The organism is Streptomyces vietnamensis (assembly GCF_000830005.1).
Classification (GTDB): Bacteria; Actinomycetota; Actinomycetes; order Streptomycetales; family Streptomycetaceae; genus Streptomyces; species Streptomyces vietnamensis.
In genome coordinates this window covers 8850396-8867142 of the sequence record NZ_CP010407.1, presented here as the reverse complement: position 1 = coordinate 8867142, position 16747 = coordinate 8850396, and the positions used below count along the sequence as shown (strand labels likewise).

At 68.6% G+C, this 16747-nt stretch carries 9 protein-coding genes and 1 CRISPR repeat array; all 9 genes read right to left on the bottom strand.

What is annotated here, in order from left to right; genetic code table 11:
* Positions 1-2037 precede the first annotated feature (2037 nt).
* Complete coding sequence (locus SVTN_RS39345; RefSeq protein ID WP_159026573.1) at positions 2038-2238, bottom strand: hypothetical protein; 201 nt, start codon at positions 2236-2238, stop codon at positions 2038-2040.
* 1461 nt (positions 2239-3699) lie between these two features.
* Positions 3700-4827 carry a site-specific integrase gene (locus SVTN_RS39340; protein WP_052499583.1) on the bottom strand — a complete coding sequence of 376 codons (1128 nt, stop codon included), beginning with the start codon at positions 4825-4827 and terminating at the stop codon, positions 3700-3702.
* Positions 4828-5240: 413 nt separating this feature from the next.
* A complete protein-coding gene (locus SVTN_RS42890; RefSeq protein ID WP_245727997.1) occupies positions 5241-5543 on the bottom strand; it encodes a helix-turn-helix domain-containing protein in 303 nt (100 codons plus the stop codon).
* Positions 5544-5623: 80 nt separating this feature from the next.
* Positions 5624-6556 carry a tyrosine-type recombinase/integrase gene (locus tag SVTN_RS39335; RefSeq protein ID WP_245727840.1) on the bottom strand — a complete coding sequence of 311 codons (933 nt, stop codon included), beginning with the start codon at positions 6554-6556 and terminating at the stop codon, positions 5624-5626.
* Positions 6557-6793: 237 nt separating this feature from the next.
* Entirely contained in the window at positions 6794-7186 is a 393-nt protein-coding gene (locus tag SVTN_RS39330; RefSeq protein ID WP_245727839.1) for an AAA family ATPase, read from the bottom strand.
* Entirely contained in the window at positions 7183-8877 is a 1695-nt protein-coding gene (locus SVTN_RS39325; protein WP_425429038.1) for a Mu transposase C-terminal domain-containing protein, read from the bottom strand. Before SVTN_RS39325 ends, SVTN_RS39330 begins: the two co-directional genes overlap by 4 nt.
* 478 nt (positions 8878-9355) lie before the next feature.
* Positions 9356-9664: a ribosomal protein L7/L12 gene (locus tag SVTN_RS39320; RefSeq protein WP_041133323.1), complete on the bottom strand. Its 309-nt coding sequence runs from the start codon at positions 9662-9664 to the stop codon at positions 9356-9358.
* Positions 9665-13073: 3409 nt separating this feature from the next.
* Complete coding sequence (locus SVTN_RS39315) at positions 13074-13460, bottom strand: PIN domain-containing protein (RefSeq protein ID WP_041133322.1); 387 nt, start codon at positions 13458-13460, stop codon at positions 13074-13076.
* Positions 13457-13720: a hypothetical protein gene (locus tag SVTN_RS39310; RefSeq protein ID WP_041133321.1), complete on the bottom strand. Its 264-nt coding sequence runs from the start codon at positions 13718-13720 to the stop codon at positions 13457-13459. The genes SVTN_RS39315 and SVTN_RS39310 overlap by 4 nt, the downstream gene beginning before the upstream one ends.
* A gap of 222 nt (positions 13721-13942) precedes the next feature.
* Positions 13943-14637: a CRISPR direct-repeat array (repeat unit 25 nt; unit sequence CCATCCCCGCGGGTGCGGGGAGCAG).
* Between the last annotated feature and the right edge of the window lie 2110 nt (positions 14638-16747).

Here is a 16747-nt window from a genome sequence, read left to right as displayed (position 1 = left end):
GGCTGGCTGCCTGAGGGGCAGTCACCTGCGGTGACCGCGGGGTGGTGCGGGTTGGGTTGAGGGGTGCGGGTGTGGGGTGGGGATTGTTTGTGGTTGGGCACCCGCCTGCGGCGGGGTGTGGTGCTGATAAGTTGGTTGGTTTGCTTGGTGGTTGATGAGGTTGTCGGTGGTGGGGTGTGGTGGGCCCCTGCGGGGCCGGCAGAGGTGTGCCGGCTTCCTGCTGTGCGCGTGGAGCGGTCACGGTGCGCGGATGGGGTGGTGTTCCGGAGTCGGCCAGGACGACGAGGTGTCACTCTACGTGATGCAAGGGGGTCTATCTCGAAAATTAGTTGTCTAGACCTCTCTACGATCATCTGCGTGGCGCATACAACCCCTGCAGGGCCGGCCGCGGCGCCGAACGGGACATACAGAAAACGCACACCGCAGCAGAGATCAGCAACTACCCGAAAACTGAACAGATATGACGAAAACGCAAAACACCGATAGGGAACACCTCCTGACACCAAGACAACGCCCCATGCAGAAAACACATAAGACGAAGCATCACGAACCCCCTCCCCCACACCCACCGGGCCCAAGGAGAGACTCCAGACCCACCCACACCACCGGACCCAACGCAAGATCACGGTCGCCACAGACACCGAACCCGCCCACACTCCGCAAGAGCAGAGGCATAGCAACAAGGAGCAGTGCCGGTCGGGCATCCGCACGTCACACGACCCGCCGTCGGACCAGGGATGATCCGCCCCCTCGACATCACAGCTGCCCCCTGTACAAAAGCCATGGTGAATCCACCCTCACAGCTCTCAGCCCACCCATCCACCTGGGAAAACAGTCTGAGAGGCTCTCAGGCCCCCGCTCACCACACCCCCGGCACACGAGAAAACGGCCCTTCCGGCACCAGGCCCCACAGGCTCTGCAGAGGATCAGAAACATCAGACAACAGGGACGCCAGGCACACCGAGGAGAACACCCTCGCACCACCGCGCCTGCCGATCAGACAACGCCGGCCCGCAGACCACGGAGCAGCAGGGAAGCTGACGGGAGCGGGAGAAACGAGAGCCTGCGGCTCCCCCACCGGGCCCCCGACACGGCAAGCCCAAGGGCACGGACCTGAGCCCCACCCCGCATGCAGAAAACGCATACTCCATACATCACCCCGTATGCAGAAAACGCATCACCCCCGCAGGCACGAAAAGCAGAGGGCGCCACCCCTTAACTACCTGCCGACTCAAAGCCCCCGACGAGGAGAGAAGAGACAGCCGGCGGCTGGAGCGACCAAGGGCTTGAACACACCGCGGGCGCGGGGAGCAGGCGAGGCGGTAACCGGTGGTGGGGAGCAGTGCCTCATCGCGTCTGAATCCGACGCGGACCGGGGCCATCCCCGTATGTATGGGGAGCAGCCAGGGTGAGCGCGGTGGTAAGCACACCCAGGCATGCGTCGGTACACCAGCAACTCACCACACCCCGAACAACACAGCGACCGAAGCGACCGAGATCCGAACACCCCGCAGGAGCGGGGTGCAGTTCGAGTGGGGGCGGGTGAGCAGCAGGTTCTTTCGGGTGCAGCGGCCGTCGCCGAGGCCTGCGCGCCGAGTACGGCCTGGGTCACGTGGTCGGCGGGGCGCAGGGCGCCTTCCTCACGGACGGTCTTCATCCGGAATGGTGGAGATGAAGTGGAGCGACTCCTGGCTCAGCACGGACACGAACTCGCCGTCGAGGACATCGGCGTGGATCACCGGCGGTCATCGCAAGAGACTCTATGACCGGCTCAACGCCCGACCACGCCCCAGAGGCATGCCACCAAGGCCAGGCCCCAGCCACCCCGGCCGTGTGGCCGCGGCCCCGTGGTAAGCCCGCTTCTCACCTCTCAACTCATCCATCCACCTGGGAAAACAGCCTGAAGCCTCTCAGGGCGGTTCTCACCACGCCCAACCCCCACTCACCACACAGTGGGTTTTACGGCCGTAAAACCCACTGTCGGCAAGGCGCTGCCGATACCCGGGTCGGCAGGGCCCCGCTCAAGGCTTCCGTAGTTCAGTTCGACCTGCCGTTGTTGCAGGCGGGAGCTGATTGCGGCGTACAGGTGGCTGGCTGCTCGCCTCGCTGTTCGGGGGTGCCCTGTCCTTGGACCAGGAGGACGAGGAGGGTCACGACGATGACGCCCACGGTGATGGGTGTCGCCAGTTCCTTCCACTGGTGGGCCGCGTATGCAGCCAGGAGGCCGACCAGGAGCAAGACAATGACGTCTAGGTCGAGGTGCCAGGTGTTCATCCTTGTGCCCTTCGGCTCGGGCCTGCTCGCCGCACTGTCCAGGTGGGGGCGAGCAGGCTCTGCTGTGAGCCCCAGGCAGGAGTGCCAGGAGCCCTGCACTCCTGAGGGCGGGGTGCAGGGCTCCGGACAAGCGAAAGAGCCCGCACCTCTCCTTAAGGAGTGGTGTCGGACTCAGAACTCGCGGGGCGAGCTACAAAGATGTTCCGGCCGCCGGAGGGGGGTCACAATTTTGCGCCGCAGTTTCGTCATTGACGAAACTGCGGTTATTGGGCGGCCCCTCCAGGGATGCGGCGTGGAGCCTGTACTGCACCACTGTGAGCAGGGACTTGAGCTCGGCCTCAAGATCCTGGAACTCCTTGACGGATCCTCGGGTCCTCCTTGAGTGGATGTCGTCGCGAAGGTCAGCTAGGCGAGCAGTGACGGCTGCGACCTGAGACCACGCGCGGTAGTCGTCGTACTTGCGTTGCTGGTTGGCGCCTTGTCTGCAGCTGGGAGAGCAGTACAGCGGCGGCCGGCCGGTCGCGGCTCGGGGAGCGAAGTTCTCACCGCAATGGGCGCAGGGGCGATCTTCGCCAGGCTGGTACGGGGCCGTGAACTTCCGTCTCGCTCTTCGCTGGCAGGCCTCCGAGCAGTAGAGCCGTGGCCGCCCGCGACCACGCTCTGGTGGATAGGGATCTATCCACGTATTCTCTCGACATTCAGGACATTCTTTATGAAACGGGTTACGGTCTGCCTCGTTGTCGGCCACATTCTCAACGTACTGACATCGCGTAGCCGGCAGTCAGCTTCGGGTCGGGAGGCAAGGAGTTAGGGGTAGCGGAGAGCCCGGCAAAAGACCTCAATGACCCGTGTCGTGCAGAGGCCCTCCTGCCCACTTTCCCGTCGAACGGCTTTCGCGGAGACCGCCCGGGAGCAGCAGGCGGCAGCGCGGCTGCACCTGAGCTCTGAGGGGATTGCAGACTCTGCCCGGGAGCACGCAGCGGAACTCACCGTAAGTGCGGAGGGCAGAACGACAACGTCTCTCGGGACCATCCCCGCAGGTGCGGGGAGCAGGGAGCCGCGGGCGAGGGGGCCGGAGAGGCCCGGGGACCATCCCCGCAGGTGCGGGGAGCAGGCCGAACCCTCCTGCGGCGGTCTCGCCCACGATGGGACCATCCCCGCAGGTGCGGGGAGCAGCTGCTGCCGCCCGTCGTGTCGACGTCATCGTCGGGACCATCCCCGCAGGTGCGGGGAGCAGACTTCCTGGCCTGCAGTTGTACCCGACAGCTAGCACTTCCTGAACCACTTTCACCGAAGGTGACAAACCACCCACCACCTCTCCCCCGTCGGCCCCCGCGACACGGCAGGAGCAGGACTGTGCGGGGTGGCACTCTGAGGTACGGCCGGACCCATGGGCGGCTCGGGGTGTGCTGGCTGCTCAGAGCTCTACCGGTAGTGGGCGGTTCCGGCACAGGACATGCCCAGCGCCACGGTGAGCTGCTTGATGTCGAGTTCGTCAGCAAGGGTGAGCAGCCGTGTGGACCGCAGGATGCGCGGGAGGAAGCCGACCGGGGTGAGGCTGTCGCGGATGTGCGCCGGGCTGGCGGGACGGGTGGTGGTTCTGGTGAGCCGGGTGACCAGAACGTGCGGGTTGGCCGTGTGCAGGGTGGTGCGGTGGGCGAGGCAGCGTTCCAGGGCTGTCCACGTGGCGGTGTCGAGAGTGATGTCGATGCTGCGTCCGGGGAAACGTACGGCCTGGGAGCGGGTGCTGATGTGGTCGAGGGTGAGATGGCGGAGTTCGGTTGTGGTGGCGGCGTGGAGCAGCGCGGCGAGCCCGATGAATGCCTCGTGCGGGAGGGTGTCGGTGTGGGTGTTCCAGCGGCGGTAGAGGGCGCGCTGCTCATCGAGGGTGAGGGTGGTACCCCGGAAACCGCGGGGCTGTGAGACGTGGAGGGCGGCGGCAGGGTTGTGGAGCACCAGGCCGGTGTGGTGGGCGTGGGAGAAGAACTGCCGCAGTCCTGCGAGCCAGGAGGCCCTGCGAGGCGGATTGCGGGCCAGGAACGTCTCCAGGTCGCCGGCGGTCACGCTCGCCCAGGCGGGGCGCCCCTGGGCGTGGATGTGGAGAGCCAGATCCCGGACGGTGTCGAGGCGGATCTCGATGGTCTTGAGCTGATTCGGTCGCAGCCCCAGGCGCTCAGCATTCTGGCGCTGGGCCACCAGCGCTTCCGCGAAGGCGCGTGCGGCAGGGCGCAGCGGGGCCGGGACGGCCTGGATCCGGCGCTCGCGGCGAGCTGCGGCTTGCGTGTCCTTGGTGTCGGTGGGGGTGTCGAGGAGGCGGTGGGTGTGGAAGAAGTCGGCGAGCGGCGGGCTGAGCCGGGGGCTGGTCCGGTGCGCGTCGGCGAGCAGTGTGTGCGGGGCGGTGGAGCCGGTGTCGATGACGAGACGGGCGATACGGGTGAGGACATCGGCGGCGTGGAAGGGGTGGCGGTGTGTTGCCAGATGCGCGGCAAAGGCATCCCACCACCAAGGGGTGCGCGGCATGCGGCCGGCCCAGCCGGCGGCGCGGGTCTTCACGGTGCGGGGTGAGTACTCGTAACAGCGTTTGCACAGGCCTCGCGCCCACTGGGACAGGGTGCCGCATCCCACGCAGGCGGCGAGCGGCTCGGCGCTTGCCGGATCGTGGCACGGCCGGCACCACTGGGCAGCGGCGTCGAGGATCCGGCGCCGGCCGCAGCGCTGACACGGGCCGAGCGCCGGCCGGCCCGCTGCACGGCGCCGGCACGCGGAACACACCAAATCCGCCGAACGTCTGCCACCGCCACAGCCCGGGCACGTACGCGAACACCAGGCGCACAGGCCGGTGCCGGGGCGTAGCCAGCGCAGCTTCGTACAGGCCGAGCAGCGGCCCTGAACGGCATCGGGAACGGAAGCGGCCATGCGATGAGATCCGCCGAAGAATGCGAGGGGTGGACGGTGGTTTCCGCTGGTTACAGCGGAGGCAGTGACCGTGTCGCAAGGAGCCGCTGCGGTGGAGCGGGGGCATGTCGCGAGTCCGTCGGCCCGGGCGGCGCCGAGACCGCGGCCGGTCCTGCAGAGCGCAGGACGAGCAGATCTCCAGGAGCGCAGTCGAGGGCTGTGCACAGGGCAGCCAGGGTGGACAGCTTCACCTGGGACGGCTGTTTCGTGAACAGAGCGGACACCGAGGCCGGCGAAAGGTCCAGACCCGCCCTTTCGGCCAGAAGCCGGCGAAGCTGAGTCCCCGTCCACACGCCACGCTCCGCCGCGGCCATCCGCAGCCGCCACTCGACCCCCCACACCGCAGGCTCCGGGACCACAGGTCCTGACGCAGTCATGCACTCGCCTCCCATGGTCAGCCTGCCAGCGTGCGAACAGCCAAGTCGGTGGCACGCCGCCAGGCGTCCTCGATGAACTTCTGCGACGGCTTCACGTACGCCATCGTCGAGGCGATATGGCGGTGGCCGAGGAGCTGCTGGACCGCGAGCAGGTCCATGCCCCGCTCGTAGTGGTGCGTCGCGCATGCACGGCGCAGCGCATGAGGCGTGAACCGCTCACCCCCGCCCGCACCCTCAAGGTCGAGAAGACGGGCCAGACGATCCCGGACGGTGTCCGCCTTCAGCGCCTGACCGTCCTCGTCGCAGAACAGCGGCGCGGTCGCAGGGAACAGTGGCCGGACGTCCTGCAGGTACCAGGCCAGGATCCGATCCAGGCCCTCCAGCATCGGAGCCCACCGCGGGCGCGGCCCCGAGGTGTTCGCCGCTTTCCCGAACCGCACGTGCAGCTTCCCCGACGGCCCCAGGTGCAGATGGACATCCTGCTGGTCCAGGCACACCAGCTCATTCACCCGGACCGCTGAGTGATATGGCGTGCGCAGCAACGCGTAGTCCCGAGCCATGACCCGGTAGTCCGCCCCGACCGCGACCTGGGACCGGACGAAAGAGAAGAACGCCTGCAACCGCTCCCGGCCAGGAGGCGCCCCCGTGGGCGAGTCATCACCGGCGTGCCGCACACGATTGAACCGGTCGAGCCCGCCGTCACCCATCGGCACACCGAACACCGAACGGACCTGGGCCCCGTACCGCTCGGCGACAAAGGCGTGGAAGGCACGCAGCATCTGCAGGTACTGCCGACGCGTCCCCGGAGCCAAGCCGGCCACAGCCAGGGCGTGCAGCATTTCATCCACGTCATCGGCGTCCACCGCCCACACCGGACAGTCAAAACGCCCCAGCACCCGGTTCAGGAGCGAGCTGTAGCCGCGGACCGTCGTCGGGGCGAACCCACGCACCACCCACGTCCTCGCGAACGCCTGAACACACCCGGCTTGAAACACCCACGGATCCACCCCGGCGTCAGGACCAGCCGGCCCGCCCTCGACCAGCCGCAGACCACCCCGCTTCCCCGCACCCACCACAACACCCCGCCGGCCATCAAGCTGAAGGCAGCACCTGAACAACCACCACGCCACCAACGAACCCAACGACCAACCAGCCGAACAGCAACCCCCACCAGCGAAACAACCGGCTCATCCACACGCCTCCGGGTTGAGCCATTGGGCCTCGTCGACGAGGAAGGTACGGGGGCGTTCGGCCAGGGCGGTTTTCAGCAGGCGGTCGAACTCACTGGGATGGCGCGGTGGCTCGCCGGCGAGATCGAGAGCGGTGAACAGTTCATAGCGGACCGCACGGGCAGTGGGCCGGGCCCGGAAGGTGATCTTGCGGACGTCCTCGGCGGGCTCGAGTTCACGCAGGCACGTGTTGACGGCGAGGGTCTTGCCGAAGCCGGCGTCGCCGTGGATGCACATCATCGCGCGGGCGGCGACGGTGTCGGTGATGTTCTCCCGGGCCGTGAGCAGGGCGCGGGTGGTGACCACACAGGCATCCGGGAGATCGACGTACTGGTAGGTGGCCACGGTCACGAGGCGTCTCCGTCGTCGGTAGAGGTAGGGGACGAGGCGTCTCCGTCGTCGGTAGAGGTAGGGGACGAGGCGTCTGCGTCGTCGGCGGGGACAGGTGCCGTCTGCCCGTGAGGGGCTTCTGGGACAGAGGCGCCGCTTGAAGCGGGTGGGGAGCCGTTTTGAGTGCGTGATGCTGAACCGGGCCGACCGGGGCCGGTCAGCGCGGCCAGGGAAGCAGGAGTGCGCCACCCGGCCGGCGGCGCGGCCGGCGGGATCAGATCCGGCAATGCCAGCCGGGCCACATCGGTGTGATCAGCGGCGGCGAGTTCGGCCTGGGCCTGGGCGGCGGTCAGCGCGCCGAGCCGCTTGGGGGCTTCGGCCTGGGTGGCGGCGGCGTAGCGCTCGCGCTGGGAGGCCTGGAGGTCCTTCTTCAGGCGGCGGGCACGGGCAGCCCGTGCCTTGCGTACGGCGCTGATCTGTTCGTCGGTGGCCTGATCGGCCAGATCCGCGGGACCGAGATAACGGCCGGTGGTGGCGTGGTAGACCTCGATACGGTGGTCATGGTGCGGCATGAAGCGGACGCGGACCCGGATTCCCGCCTGGCCGGTCATCCACGGGCCCACGTAGTCGCGTTTGTGGAAGCGGATGCCGCGGGTGGTCAGCGTACGGGTGCCGGCGTCCTCCAGAGTGAACGTCCACAGATCCGTCGCCAGCACGTCCCGCAGCGGGGTGGGATCGTCCTGCCACGCCTCAAGCGGAGTCCTGCCTTGCAGGGGTGCGGGGCGGTGCTCGGTGTTCCACCACAGCGTCCAGTCCAGCAGCCGGGCGGTGAAGTCCTCGAAACTGAGCAGCACCTCGTCCTTCGGGCGGGCAGCCCGTTTGCCGGGGCGCGGCTGGCGGACGTAGCCAGGCAGCGCGGTCAGGAACATGCTCTCCACCGCCCGGTTCAGGCCCTCCACCATGCCCTTGAGGTGAGGGGTGTAAGCGGGCAGATCCTCCACCCTCACGTCCAAGACAGTGAACGCCGCGGTCACCGTCTTGGACAGGAAGTCCTTGCCGCGGTCCACTCGTACCTTCTCCGGCAGACCGCCGAACGGACCGTAGGGGTCCTCGCGCAGGACCGCGGAGCGCAAGCCGGCCAGCACCGACTCCCGTGACGGATGCACCGGTGTCACCGCGACACCGGTGATCGCGTTGGTGGCGCAGTCGGTGAACCAGGTGATCCACGGTCTGCGGGGCTTGCCGTCGACGTCGACCAGCACCGGCGCCTGCAGGTGGTCGGTCTCCCACACCTGGTTCCGCCAGGGACGCGGCCGGGCCAGGAACACATCATGCTTACGCGCCGCCCGCTCCCCACCCGCGAACCCCGCCCGCTCCCCCGGCGACAGATCACGACCGATCGCCCGATGCAACGTCGGAATCGACGGCGGCGGCTCCCCCTCACCCCTGGCCGCGCGAGCGGCCAACTCACGGTGGACAGCAGCGACGTTGCCCTTCCACAACGCCAGCAGAGCCCGGACCTCGTCCGTGACCGTGAACCGCCCGTGCCACACGGCCCGCTCCCCCGGCGCCGCGGCCGCAGCCTCGTCCCGCTCAGCGGCAGCCAGCCACCGCCACACCGCCCGCTCCCGCACACCCAACACGTCCGCCACCGACCGCACCCTCGCAGTAGTGAGCTTCCCCTCCCGCCGCAAAGCCAGCAGACAGCGCACCGCAAGTCCCCGCAAAGCCCGAACCGACACAGCCGGCAAAGCACCAGCCGGCACGCTGTCCGACCCGCCAGAGACCCCTGGCCGCTCCTCCTGAATCACTCACCGAGCACACCAACCATCAACCGGCCGGCGGATCAGAACTCACGAAACTGAGACAACCTCACCCGTCATGCGATAACACCCCTAGGACAGCACGCCCACCCCGATCTCTCACTCCCACGACAGTGAACCCACACCACAAAACATCCCCTGACCAGCAACAACACACCAACACCCGACTGTCTCTCACACCACTGCCCCAAAACCGAAAGATCGCACCACCCGCATACAGAAAACGCATACGCCATCCACCCACCCCCTATGCACAAACCGCATCACCCATCGCCCAAGGGCAAGAAGTACCCTGCCGACCAAAAAGCCCCCCGACCTGCCGCTTTCCAACAAGGGGCTTCTTCGTGTGGGGCACGTCCGCACGCCCTCAGGGCGACTGGGCCGTACCACGCCCGGACTCCAGCTCCCGCCTTGCTTCTGCCTGCGCGCCGGCACTCCGGAGCACCAAGACCGCCTCATCAGCCATGTCCTGAGGCAAGCCCTCACGAACAGCGACCGGAGCCCGCCGCGTGAGCACCCTGCCATGCCAAAGACTCAGCCCCGTCACCTCACGCACAGCCCGCACCACATCCAACTCACACGGCCCGCAACCGAAGAGCACAACCGTGTAGGACGGGTCATCACAGACCAACGTGAAGTACTCAGCGACATCCCCAGCGACATCCCCGTCACCCATCCCAACCCCCACCCCCCTCATCAACGAAGAGCGTATGCGCACTCGACAAAGGGCAACCACGGGATAACACTCCCAGCCACCCGGCATCAGGAAGCGGAGACACCCGCAAAATCACACCCCAGACACCCCGCCTACCCCAGACACTCCACCAGAGCCCTGACGCTCCCGGCCACATCCAGACACACCCAAACCCGCCCCCACCGATACAAAAACCCACACCGCCGACAAGCAGTTGAACGAGGACTGCCGTGGCAAGCCCGACCGTAAGCAAACCGCAGACATCGCCAACACACCCCCACCACACAGCGACCGAAGCGACCGAAACACAGACCACCCCCGCACAACCGGGAAGCAGACCGCCGGCGTGAACGCACACGCCACGCACTCGGGACCAACCCCGCACAACCGGGAAGCAGCCGTACCCACGAAGTCGGACACCCTCCGCACGGGGAGCGGCCAACCAAGCGCGGGCCGGTGCTCGACACCGCCGGGCCATCCCCACAGACGCAGGGAGCAGTCGCCGACCAATTCGCCGACGACGATCACGCCGGGACCACCCCCCGCGGGCGCGGAGAACAGCCGGTGACGCAGCCATGGCGCCGGCGCTTGGCAGGACCATCCCCCGCGAGTGCAGGGAGCAGAACGCTGAGCTCGTCGAGGAGGGTGGCCCAGCGGGGCCATCCCCGCGCACGCGGGGAGCAGACCGCCCGGTTCCTACGGCAAGAGTTCTTCGAGGGAACACCCCCGCGGATACGGGGAGCAGGAGGGCGCAGTACGCACCTTGACGGTACGGTCAGGACCATCCCCGCGGGTGCGGGGAGCAGGACTGGGCCAACCGTGCGGCGGACGTCGCATCGGGACCATCCCCGCGGGTGCGGGGAGCAGCCTTCGTGGTAGCCAGCCTGGGACCGGAGCAGGGGACCATCCCCGCAGGTGCGAGGAGCAGGTGTTCGGGGCGGTGAGGTAGACCACGGGCCAGGGAACATCCCTGCGGACGCGGGGAGCAGATCAGGTCGGTCCACTGATCGCGGATCTCCGCGGGACCATCCCCGCGGGCGCGGGGAGCAGTACTTGCGAGCCGCGGCCTGCCACGTGTGGTGGGGACCATCCCCGCGGGTACGGGGAGCAGCCAGGCACGGCGGGGCTGAACTTCTGGATGTTGGGACCATCCCCGCGCGAGCGGGGAGCAGCTCATCCCGGCGAGGTTGTGCGCCGCGCCGGAGGGACCATCCCCGCGCAGGCGGGGAGCAGTGGATCGCCTTGGTGACCACGGCGTCCATCCGGGGACCATCCCCGCGCAGGCGGGGAGCAGACCGTGGTCTTGGGCTTCCCCTCGATGGGCTCGGGACCATCCCCGCGCAGGCGGGGAGCAGGGAGTCCGGATCGGGGACAAGCCGATCCGCACGGGACCATCCCCGCGCAGGCGGGGAGCAGACGGTCGGGCACATGGCCGACGGGATCGACTGGGGACCATCCCCGCGCAGGCGGGGAGCAGCCGCCCCCAGGTCTCCGCCGCCCACTCCGGGTGGGACCATCCCCGCGCAGGTGGGGAGCAGATGCCGTGGCGCGGGTCCGAGGAAGAGGGCGAGGGACCATCCCCGCGCAGGCGGGGAGCAGGTCCTCGCGGGCCTCGCCGTGATGGGCGTCGTGGGACCATCCCCGCGCAGGCGGGGAGCAGACTTCGTGACCTGCAGTTCTATCCCACCAACAACACCATCTGAACCACTTTCACCGAAACCGGCAAACCAGACACCCCTCCCCCACACCGAACCCCGCCAACGCGGGAAGCAGGTCCTCCGGGCGCACCAGCTTGTCGACCGGCGGTGAGGGAACCTCCCCCACAGATACGGGAAGCAGTAGGACGCCATCAACCTCCTGTAGGCGCAGCTGGGACCATCCCCGCGTGAGCGCGGGGAGCAGTTCGAACCCGGGGGCGGGCTCTAATCCATGCCGGGAACATCCCCGCAGATACGGGGAACACGTCGCGTTGGCGTTGCCGCGCAGGTCCGTCGCGGGACCATCCCCGCGCAAGCGGGGAGCAGCCGGTGAGTTCGAGGTGCGCGGGGTTGACGCAGGGACCATCCCCGCAGGTGCGCGGGGAGCAGCGTGGTCTTCACGTCCGGGTGGAGCGCGGCCAGGGACCATTCCCGCGCGAGCAGGGAGGACCTCTCCAGCAGGCCATAACCGAGCGCCGTGCTCTGACCATTCCCGCCGCAAGCGAGGGAACAGACGACGGCGATGGAACCTTCTCCAGACTGCCTGGTACCAACCCCACGCAGGCGAGGAGCAGACCAGCGCCGCCCCGGACCCGGTCAGAACGAAGCCATCCCCACACACGCGGGGAACAGGAGAGCTTGCCCTTGACCTCGGGAAGGACCTTGGGACCATCCCCACGGGCGCGGGGAACAGCTGACGTAGAACAGACCAAAACCGCGCTGCCAGGGGCCATCCCGCGGACGCGGGAAGCAGTTCGGTACGAAGAGCGAGGACACCCAGAAGGCAGGACCATCCCCGCGGGTGCGGGGAGCAGGGCATCTGGCTCCGCGAGGGCGTGGACTACGAGGGACCATCCCCGCGCAGGCGGGGAGCAGCCATGGTAAGCGCGGTGGTAAGCGCACCGCAGGCATGGTCAGTACACCCGTCGGTACTCACCACACCCCACGGAGCACCGCGACCAAAGCTACCTAAGCGACCGGAACGCCGACCGCCCCCACGCGAGCGGAGGACAGAGCCCGGTGACGGCCTGGGCGTCAACGAGCGCGGGAGTATCCCCTCACGCGCGAGAAGCAGTACTACGACGAGGTCACCTTCTTGCCCGAGGGAGGACCATCCCCGCGCAGACAGGGAGCAGTCCACCTATCCCCGTGGGAAGGCATGACCCAGGGGACCATCCCCGCACACGCAGGGAGCAGATCGGCTCCTTGGCTGGTCCGTCCAGCCAGACGGGACCATCCCCGCGCAGGCGGGGAACAGAGCAGTAGGAACCGCCGGCGGTTCCGGTCGACGGGACCATCCCCACGCGAACGGGGAGTAGAGGCAGCCGTAGGCGTTCGTGATGGTCACCGTGGGACCATCTCCGCGGATGCGGGGAACAGCACGAGCGGCAAGTGTTACGGCCCCCGTCAGTCGGACCATTCTCGCGGGTGCGGGGAGCAGAGGGAGTGCTTGGGCACGCCGCGGGGGCAGTCGGGAACATCCCCGCAGGTGCGGGGAGCAGCCGATGTCGCGGACTTCGATCCAGGCCGGGTTGGGACCATCCCCGCGCGAGCGGGGAGCAGAGCGCCGTCGGTAAGAAGTTCGGTCGCGGCCCGGGACCATCCCCGCGCAGGCGGGGAGGAGTTGGGGGTCTGGGGCATCGCTGCGCCGGCCAGGAGCAGTCGTCACTCTGGCCTGGAGGTGGCTGGTGGTCTCAGCGGTTGAGGTCGAACAACGCCACGCCGTGTCCCTCGTACGCCTTCGGATCGACGGTGGCCACGAGTGCGTCCGTGCCCCACTGGGGCAGATGCCGCACGACGTGGATCGCAGCCCCGATACCCGGCGCCACACCCTCGCCACGAAGCCGGGCCACGGTCAGCATCGCGGGATAGTCCAGGTCCACCGTGTGGAGGACGTCGAGCTGTCCCAGGTGCTCCGCCAGCCCGGGATGCTCGCGGTCGGCCTCCAGAGCCGACAGCACCGGCACCCACAGCCGCGTCTCCACCTCGAAATGAGCCCGGTGGATCAACGCGGACACCTGCCTGTTCCCCGACAACGCCGACAGAGCCGTCACATCGAGAACCAGATGGTGCAGGATCACGCGGCCGCACCCCGCCGGCCGGCAAACGCCTCACGCAGCCTGGCGCCCATCGCCGCGCTCTCCTCGTCACTCACCTCGACACCGAAATGCTCGGCGAGATACCCCCGAGTCCGCTCCGCCCGCTCACGACGCTCCTCCTCCGTCAACGTCGACTCCGCGAACTCCTGAACCAGAGACCGGATCGACACCCCGCGGGACTCGGCAATCACCGCCAGCCGGTCACGAACCTCAGCAGGCACCCTGATCATCGCATCAGACATAACCCAAGTATACATTCACGTATACACGGGTGCGGCAAACCTGCCGCCCCTGCTCAACAGCACCCACCACGCCCCGAAGAACGACGACGCCGACGCGCGGGACCCTCCACTCACAGACAGGGAGCAGCACGATGCCAGCTCGAACCAGACCCGGGCCTCGAGACCACTCCCGCGCATGGCAGGGAGCAGCAATCGGAGCCGTCCCTGAAGCGCAGGACGGGACCATCCCCGCGCAGGCGGGGAGCAGTCGATCGCTACCTCGCAGTCGCGAGCGTTATACGGACCATCCCCGCAGGCGCGGGAAGCAGTTCGGTCTCGGCTACGAGGGTGACCTCGGCCAGGGGCCATCCCCGCGCGAGCGGGGAGCAGGCCGAACCCTGGCACCTCGAAACGACCACGATGGGACCATCCCCACGGGTGCGGGGAGCAGTGCTCCCTGCTGCGGGACCAGTGGACCGACGGGGACCATCCCCGCGGGTGCGGGGAGCAGGTGGGGTGGGGGCGGTAGGACATGTGCCCCTCCGGACCATCCCCGCGGGTGCGGGGAGCAGGGATTCACGAGCGACCGCAGGTTCGCCGTCGCGGGGCCATCCCCGCGGGTGCGGGGAGCAGCGGCCGGGCCCTCGCTGAGCTTGACCTGGCACAGGACCATCCCCGCGGGTGCGGGGAGCAGACCCTCGCGGGCGGCGGTGTCGCCAGCCCGGGGGGGCCATCCCCGCGGGTGCGGGGAGCAGTGCACGGTTCCGAGCCACCCGTCGCGCAGCTCGGGACCATCCCCGCGGGTGCGGGGAGCAGCGCCGGCCGTAACGCCTTTCGCTGCGGGTGCGGGGGCCATCCCCGCGGGTGCGGGGAGCAGCCCTTAGGGGCGGCTTCGCACTGGGCGGGTTCGGGGCCATCCCCGCGGGTGCGGGGAGCAGGCTCCGTGACCTGCAGTTCTACCCCACACACAACACCATCTGAACTACTTTCACCGAAACCGGCAAACCAGACACCCCCACCCCGAACCCCGCCAACGCAGGAAGCAGGCCCGCCGGGCGCACCAGCTCGTCGACCGGCGGCGAGGAACCATCCCCGCGCAGGCAGGGAAACAGGTGAGGAACAACGTATTCACGTCCCGGATCTGCTCGGGACCATCCCAGCGGGGGCGGGAAGCAGAAGTGGTGGCGCAGGTCGAGGACGATGTGCGCGGGAACATCCCCGCGGGTGCGGGGAGCAGTAGCAGCTCCGGGCGTCGCGGAGGATCGTCCCGGGACCATCCCCGCAGGCGCGGGAAGCAGAAGGGCCTGACGGACACCGTCATGGCCCTGTGGGGACCATCCCCGCAGATAGATGCGGGGAGCAGCGCGACTGGATGCAGTTCGCCGCCACCACCATGGGACCATCTCCGCGGATGCGGGGAGCAGACCGCCGACCCGCGCGGCACCGCCTTCGCGGCGGGACCATCCCTGCGGGTGCGGGGAGCAGTCCATGCCGCGCCGGACCGCAAGCTCCGAGAAGGGACCATCCCCGCAGGCGCGGGGAGCAGGGCGCGTCGGCCTTGAACGCGACGGTCGCCGCGGGACCATCCCCGCGCAGGCGGGGAGTAGGCGTCGATGTGCAGACCGTCCAGGAGGATGCCGGGACCATCCCCGCAGGTGCGGGATGCAGCCGGCGTAGCGTTCCTTCACCTGGGCAGCGTTGGGGCCATCCCCGCGGCCGCGAAGAGCAACGCATCAGGTCATCCAGGCACGTCTGTGAGATGGGATCATCCCCACAAATTCGGGGAACGACTCTTCGCCGACGAGCTGTAGTACCTGTGCAACGAACCATCCCCGCGGACGCAGGGAGCAGCGGTCGCGGGCGGTCAGCTCGCGCAGGTCCTTGGGACCATCCCCGCAGACGCGGAGAGCAGAAAGCCGCGGCGCTCAGGTCGCCAGCGTCCTGGGGACCACCCCCGCGCAGGCGGGGAGCAGTCGATGGCGAGCATCCCGGCGGACCCCCCGAAGGGACCATCCCCCGCGGGTGCGGGAAGCAGACGTGCACCTCGTCGATCACGCCGCCGTGGACGGGATCATCCCCGCGGGCGCGGAGAGCAGGCATGGTCAGTACACCGGTCGATACCCACCACACCTGGCACCACACAGCGACCGAAGCGACCGGAACACCGACCATCCCCACGGACGCGGGGACCAGTACTGGTACGTCGCATCCGGCGCAGGCGGAAGGGGACCATCCCCGCGGGTACGGGGAGCAGCCGGCCGTGTCGGTCCAGGCACGAGCACGGCAAGAACATCCCCGCAGGGGGCAGGGAGCACGGGCACGCCCACGCGCGCCAAGTCCCCGGCTTGGGACCATCCCCACGCCAGCGGGGAACAGACTCTCCCGTCGGCGATCGCAGGCGCGGGGAGTAGCGGCTCGGCCGAATGCCAGGCCACATCACCCGCCCCGGCGCGAACAGCAGCGCTGCTACAGGCGTTTCTTGCCCACCACAGCGTACGGTCAGAACAGGGCACCCGACAGGACAGGTGCCCCAACGACCGGCCGTCCGCAACCCCACCCCCGAGCACGGACGGCCGGCCCAGAACCCCACACGAAATGACACAGGTCGCCCCAGGCCCCCAGTAAACAGGAGCAGCCCGCCCGGGCATTGACCCCAAAGAAACCAAAGGACCATCCCCGCGGGTACGGGGAGCAGGGCGGCATCAAGTCCGGCGAGCTCGGCTGCGAGGGACCATCCCCGCGGGTACGGGGAGCAGATGCCGTGGGGGCCGGAGCCGGTGATCCACGCGGGACCATCCCCGCGGGTGCGGGAAGCAGATCGGCATCGCGGCCGAGACGACCTACGGCACGGGACCATCCCCGCAGGTGCAGGGAGCAGGTCCGTTGCTCGGAGCAGGTGGGTCCGGTGGAGGGACCATCCCCGCGCAAGCGGGGAGCAGAACAGGTCGATGCCCTCCGCACCCTCCACCGCGGGACCATCCCCGCGGGTGCGGGGAGCAGCCACCTGTCTTGGCCATGTACCAGTCAGCGTCGGGACCATCCCCGCGG

Bases quoted from the DNA above. Each gene is read 5' to 3' on its own strand.
- SVTN_RS42890 (WP_245727997.1), bottom strand. From the start codon at position 5,543: ATGGCCGCGGCGGAGCGTGGCGTGTGGACGGGGACTCAGCTTCGCCGG.
- SVTN_RS39310 (WP_041133321.1), bottom strand. From the start codon at position 13,720: ATGTCTGATGCGATGATCAGGGTGCCTGCTGAGGTTCGTGACCGGCTG.
- SVTN_RS39320 (WP_041133323.1), bottom strand. From the start codon at position 9,664: ATGGGTGACGGGGATGTCGCTGGGGATGTCGCTGAGTACTTCACGTTG.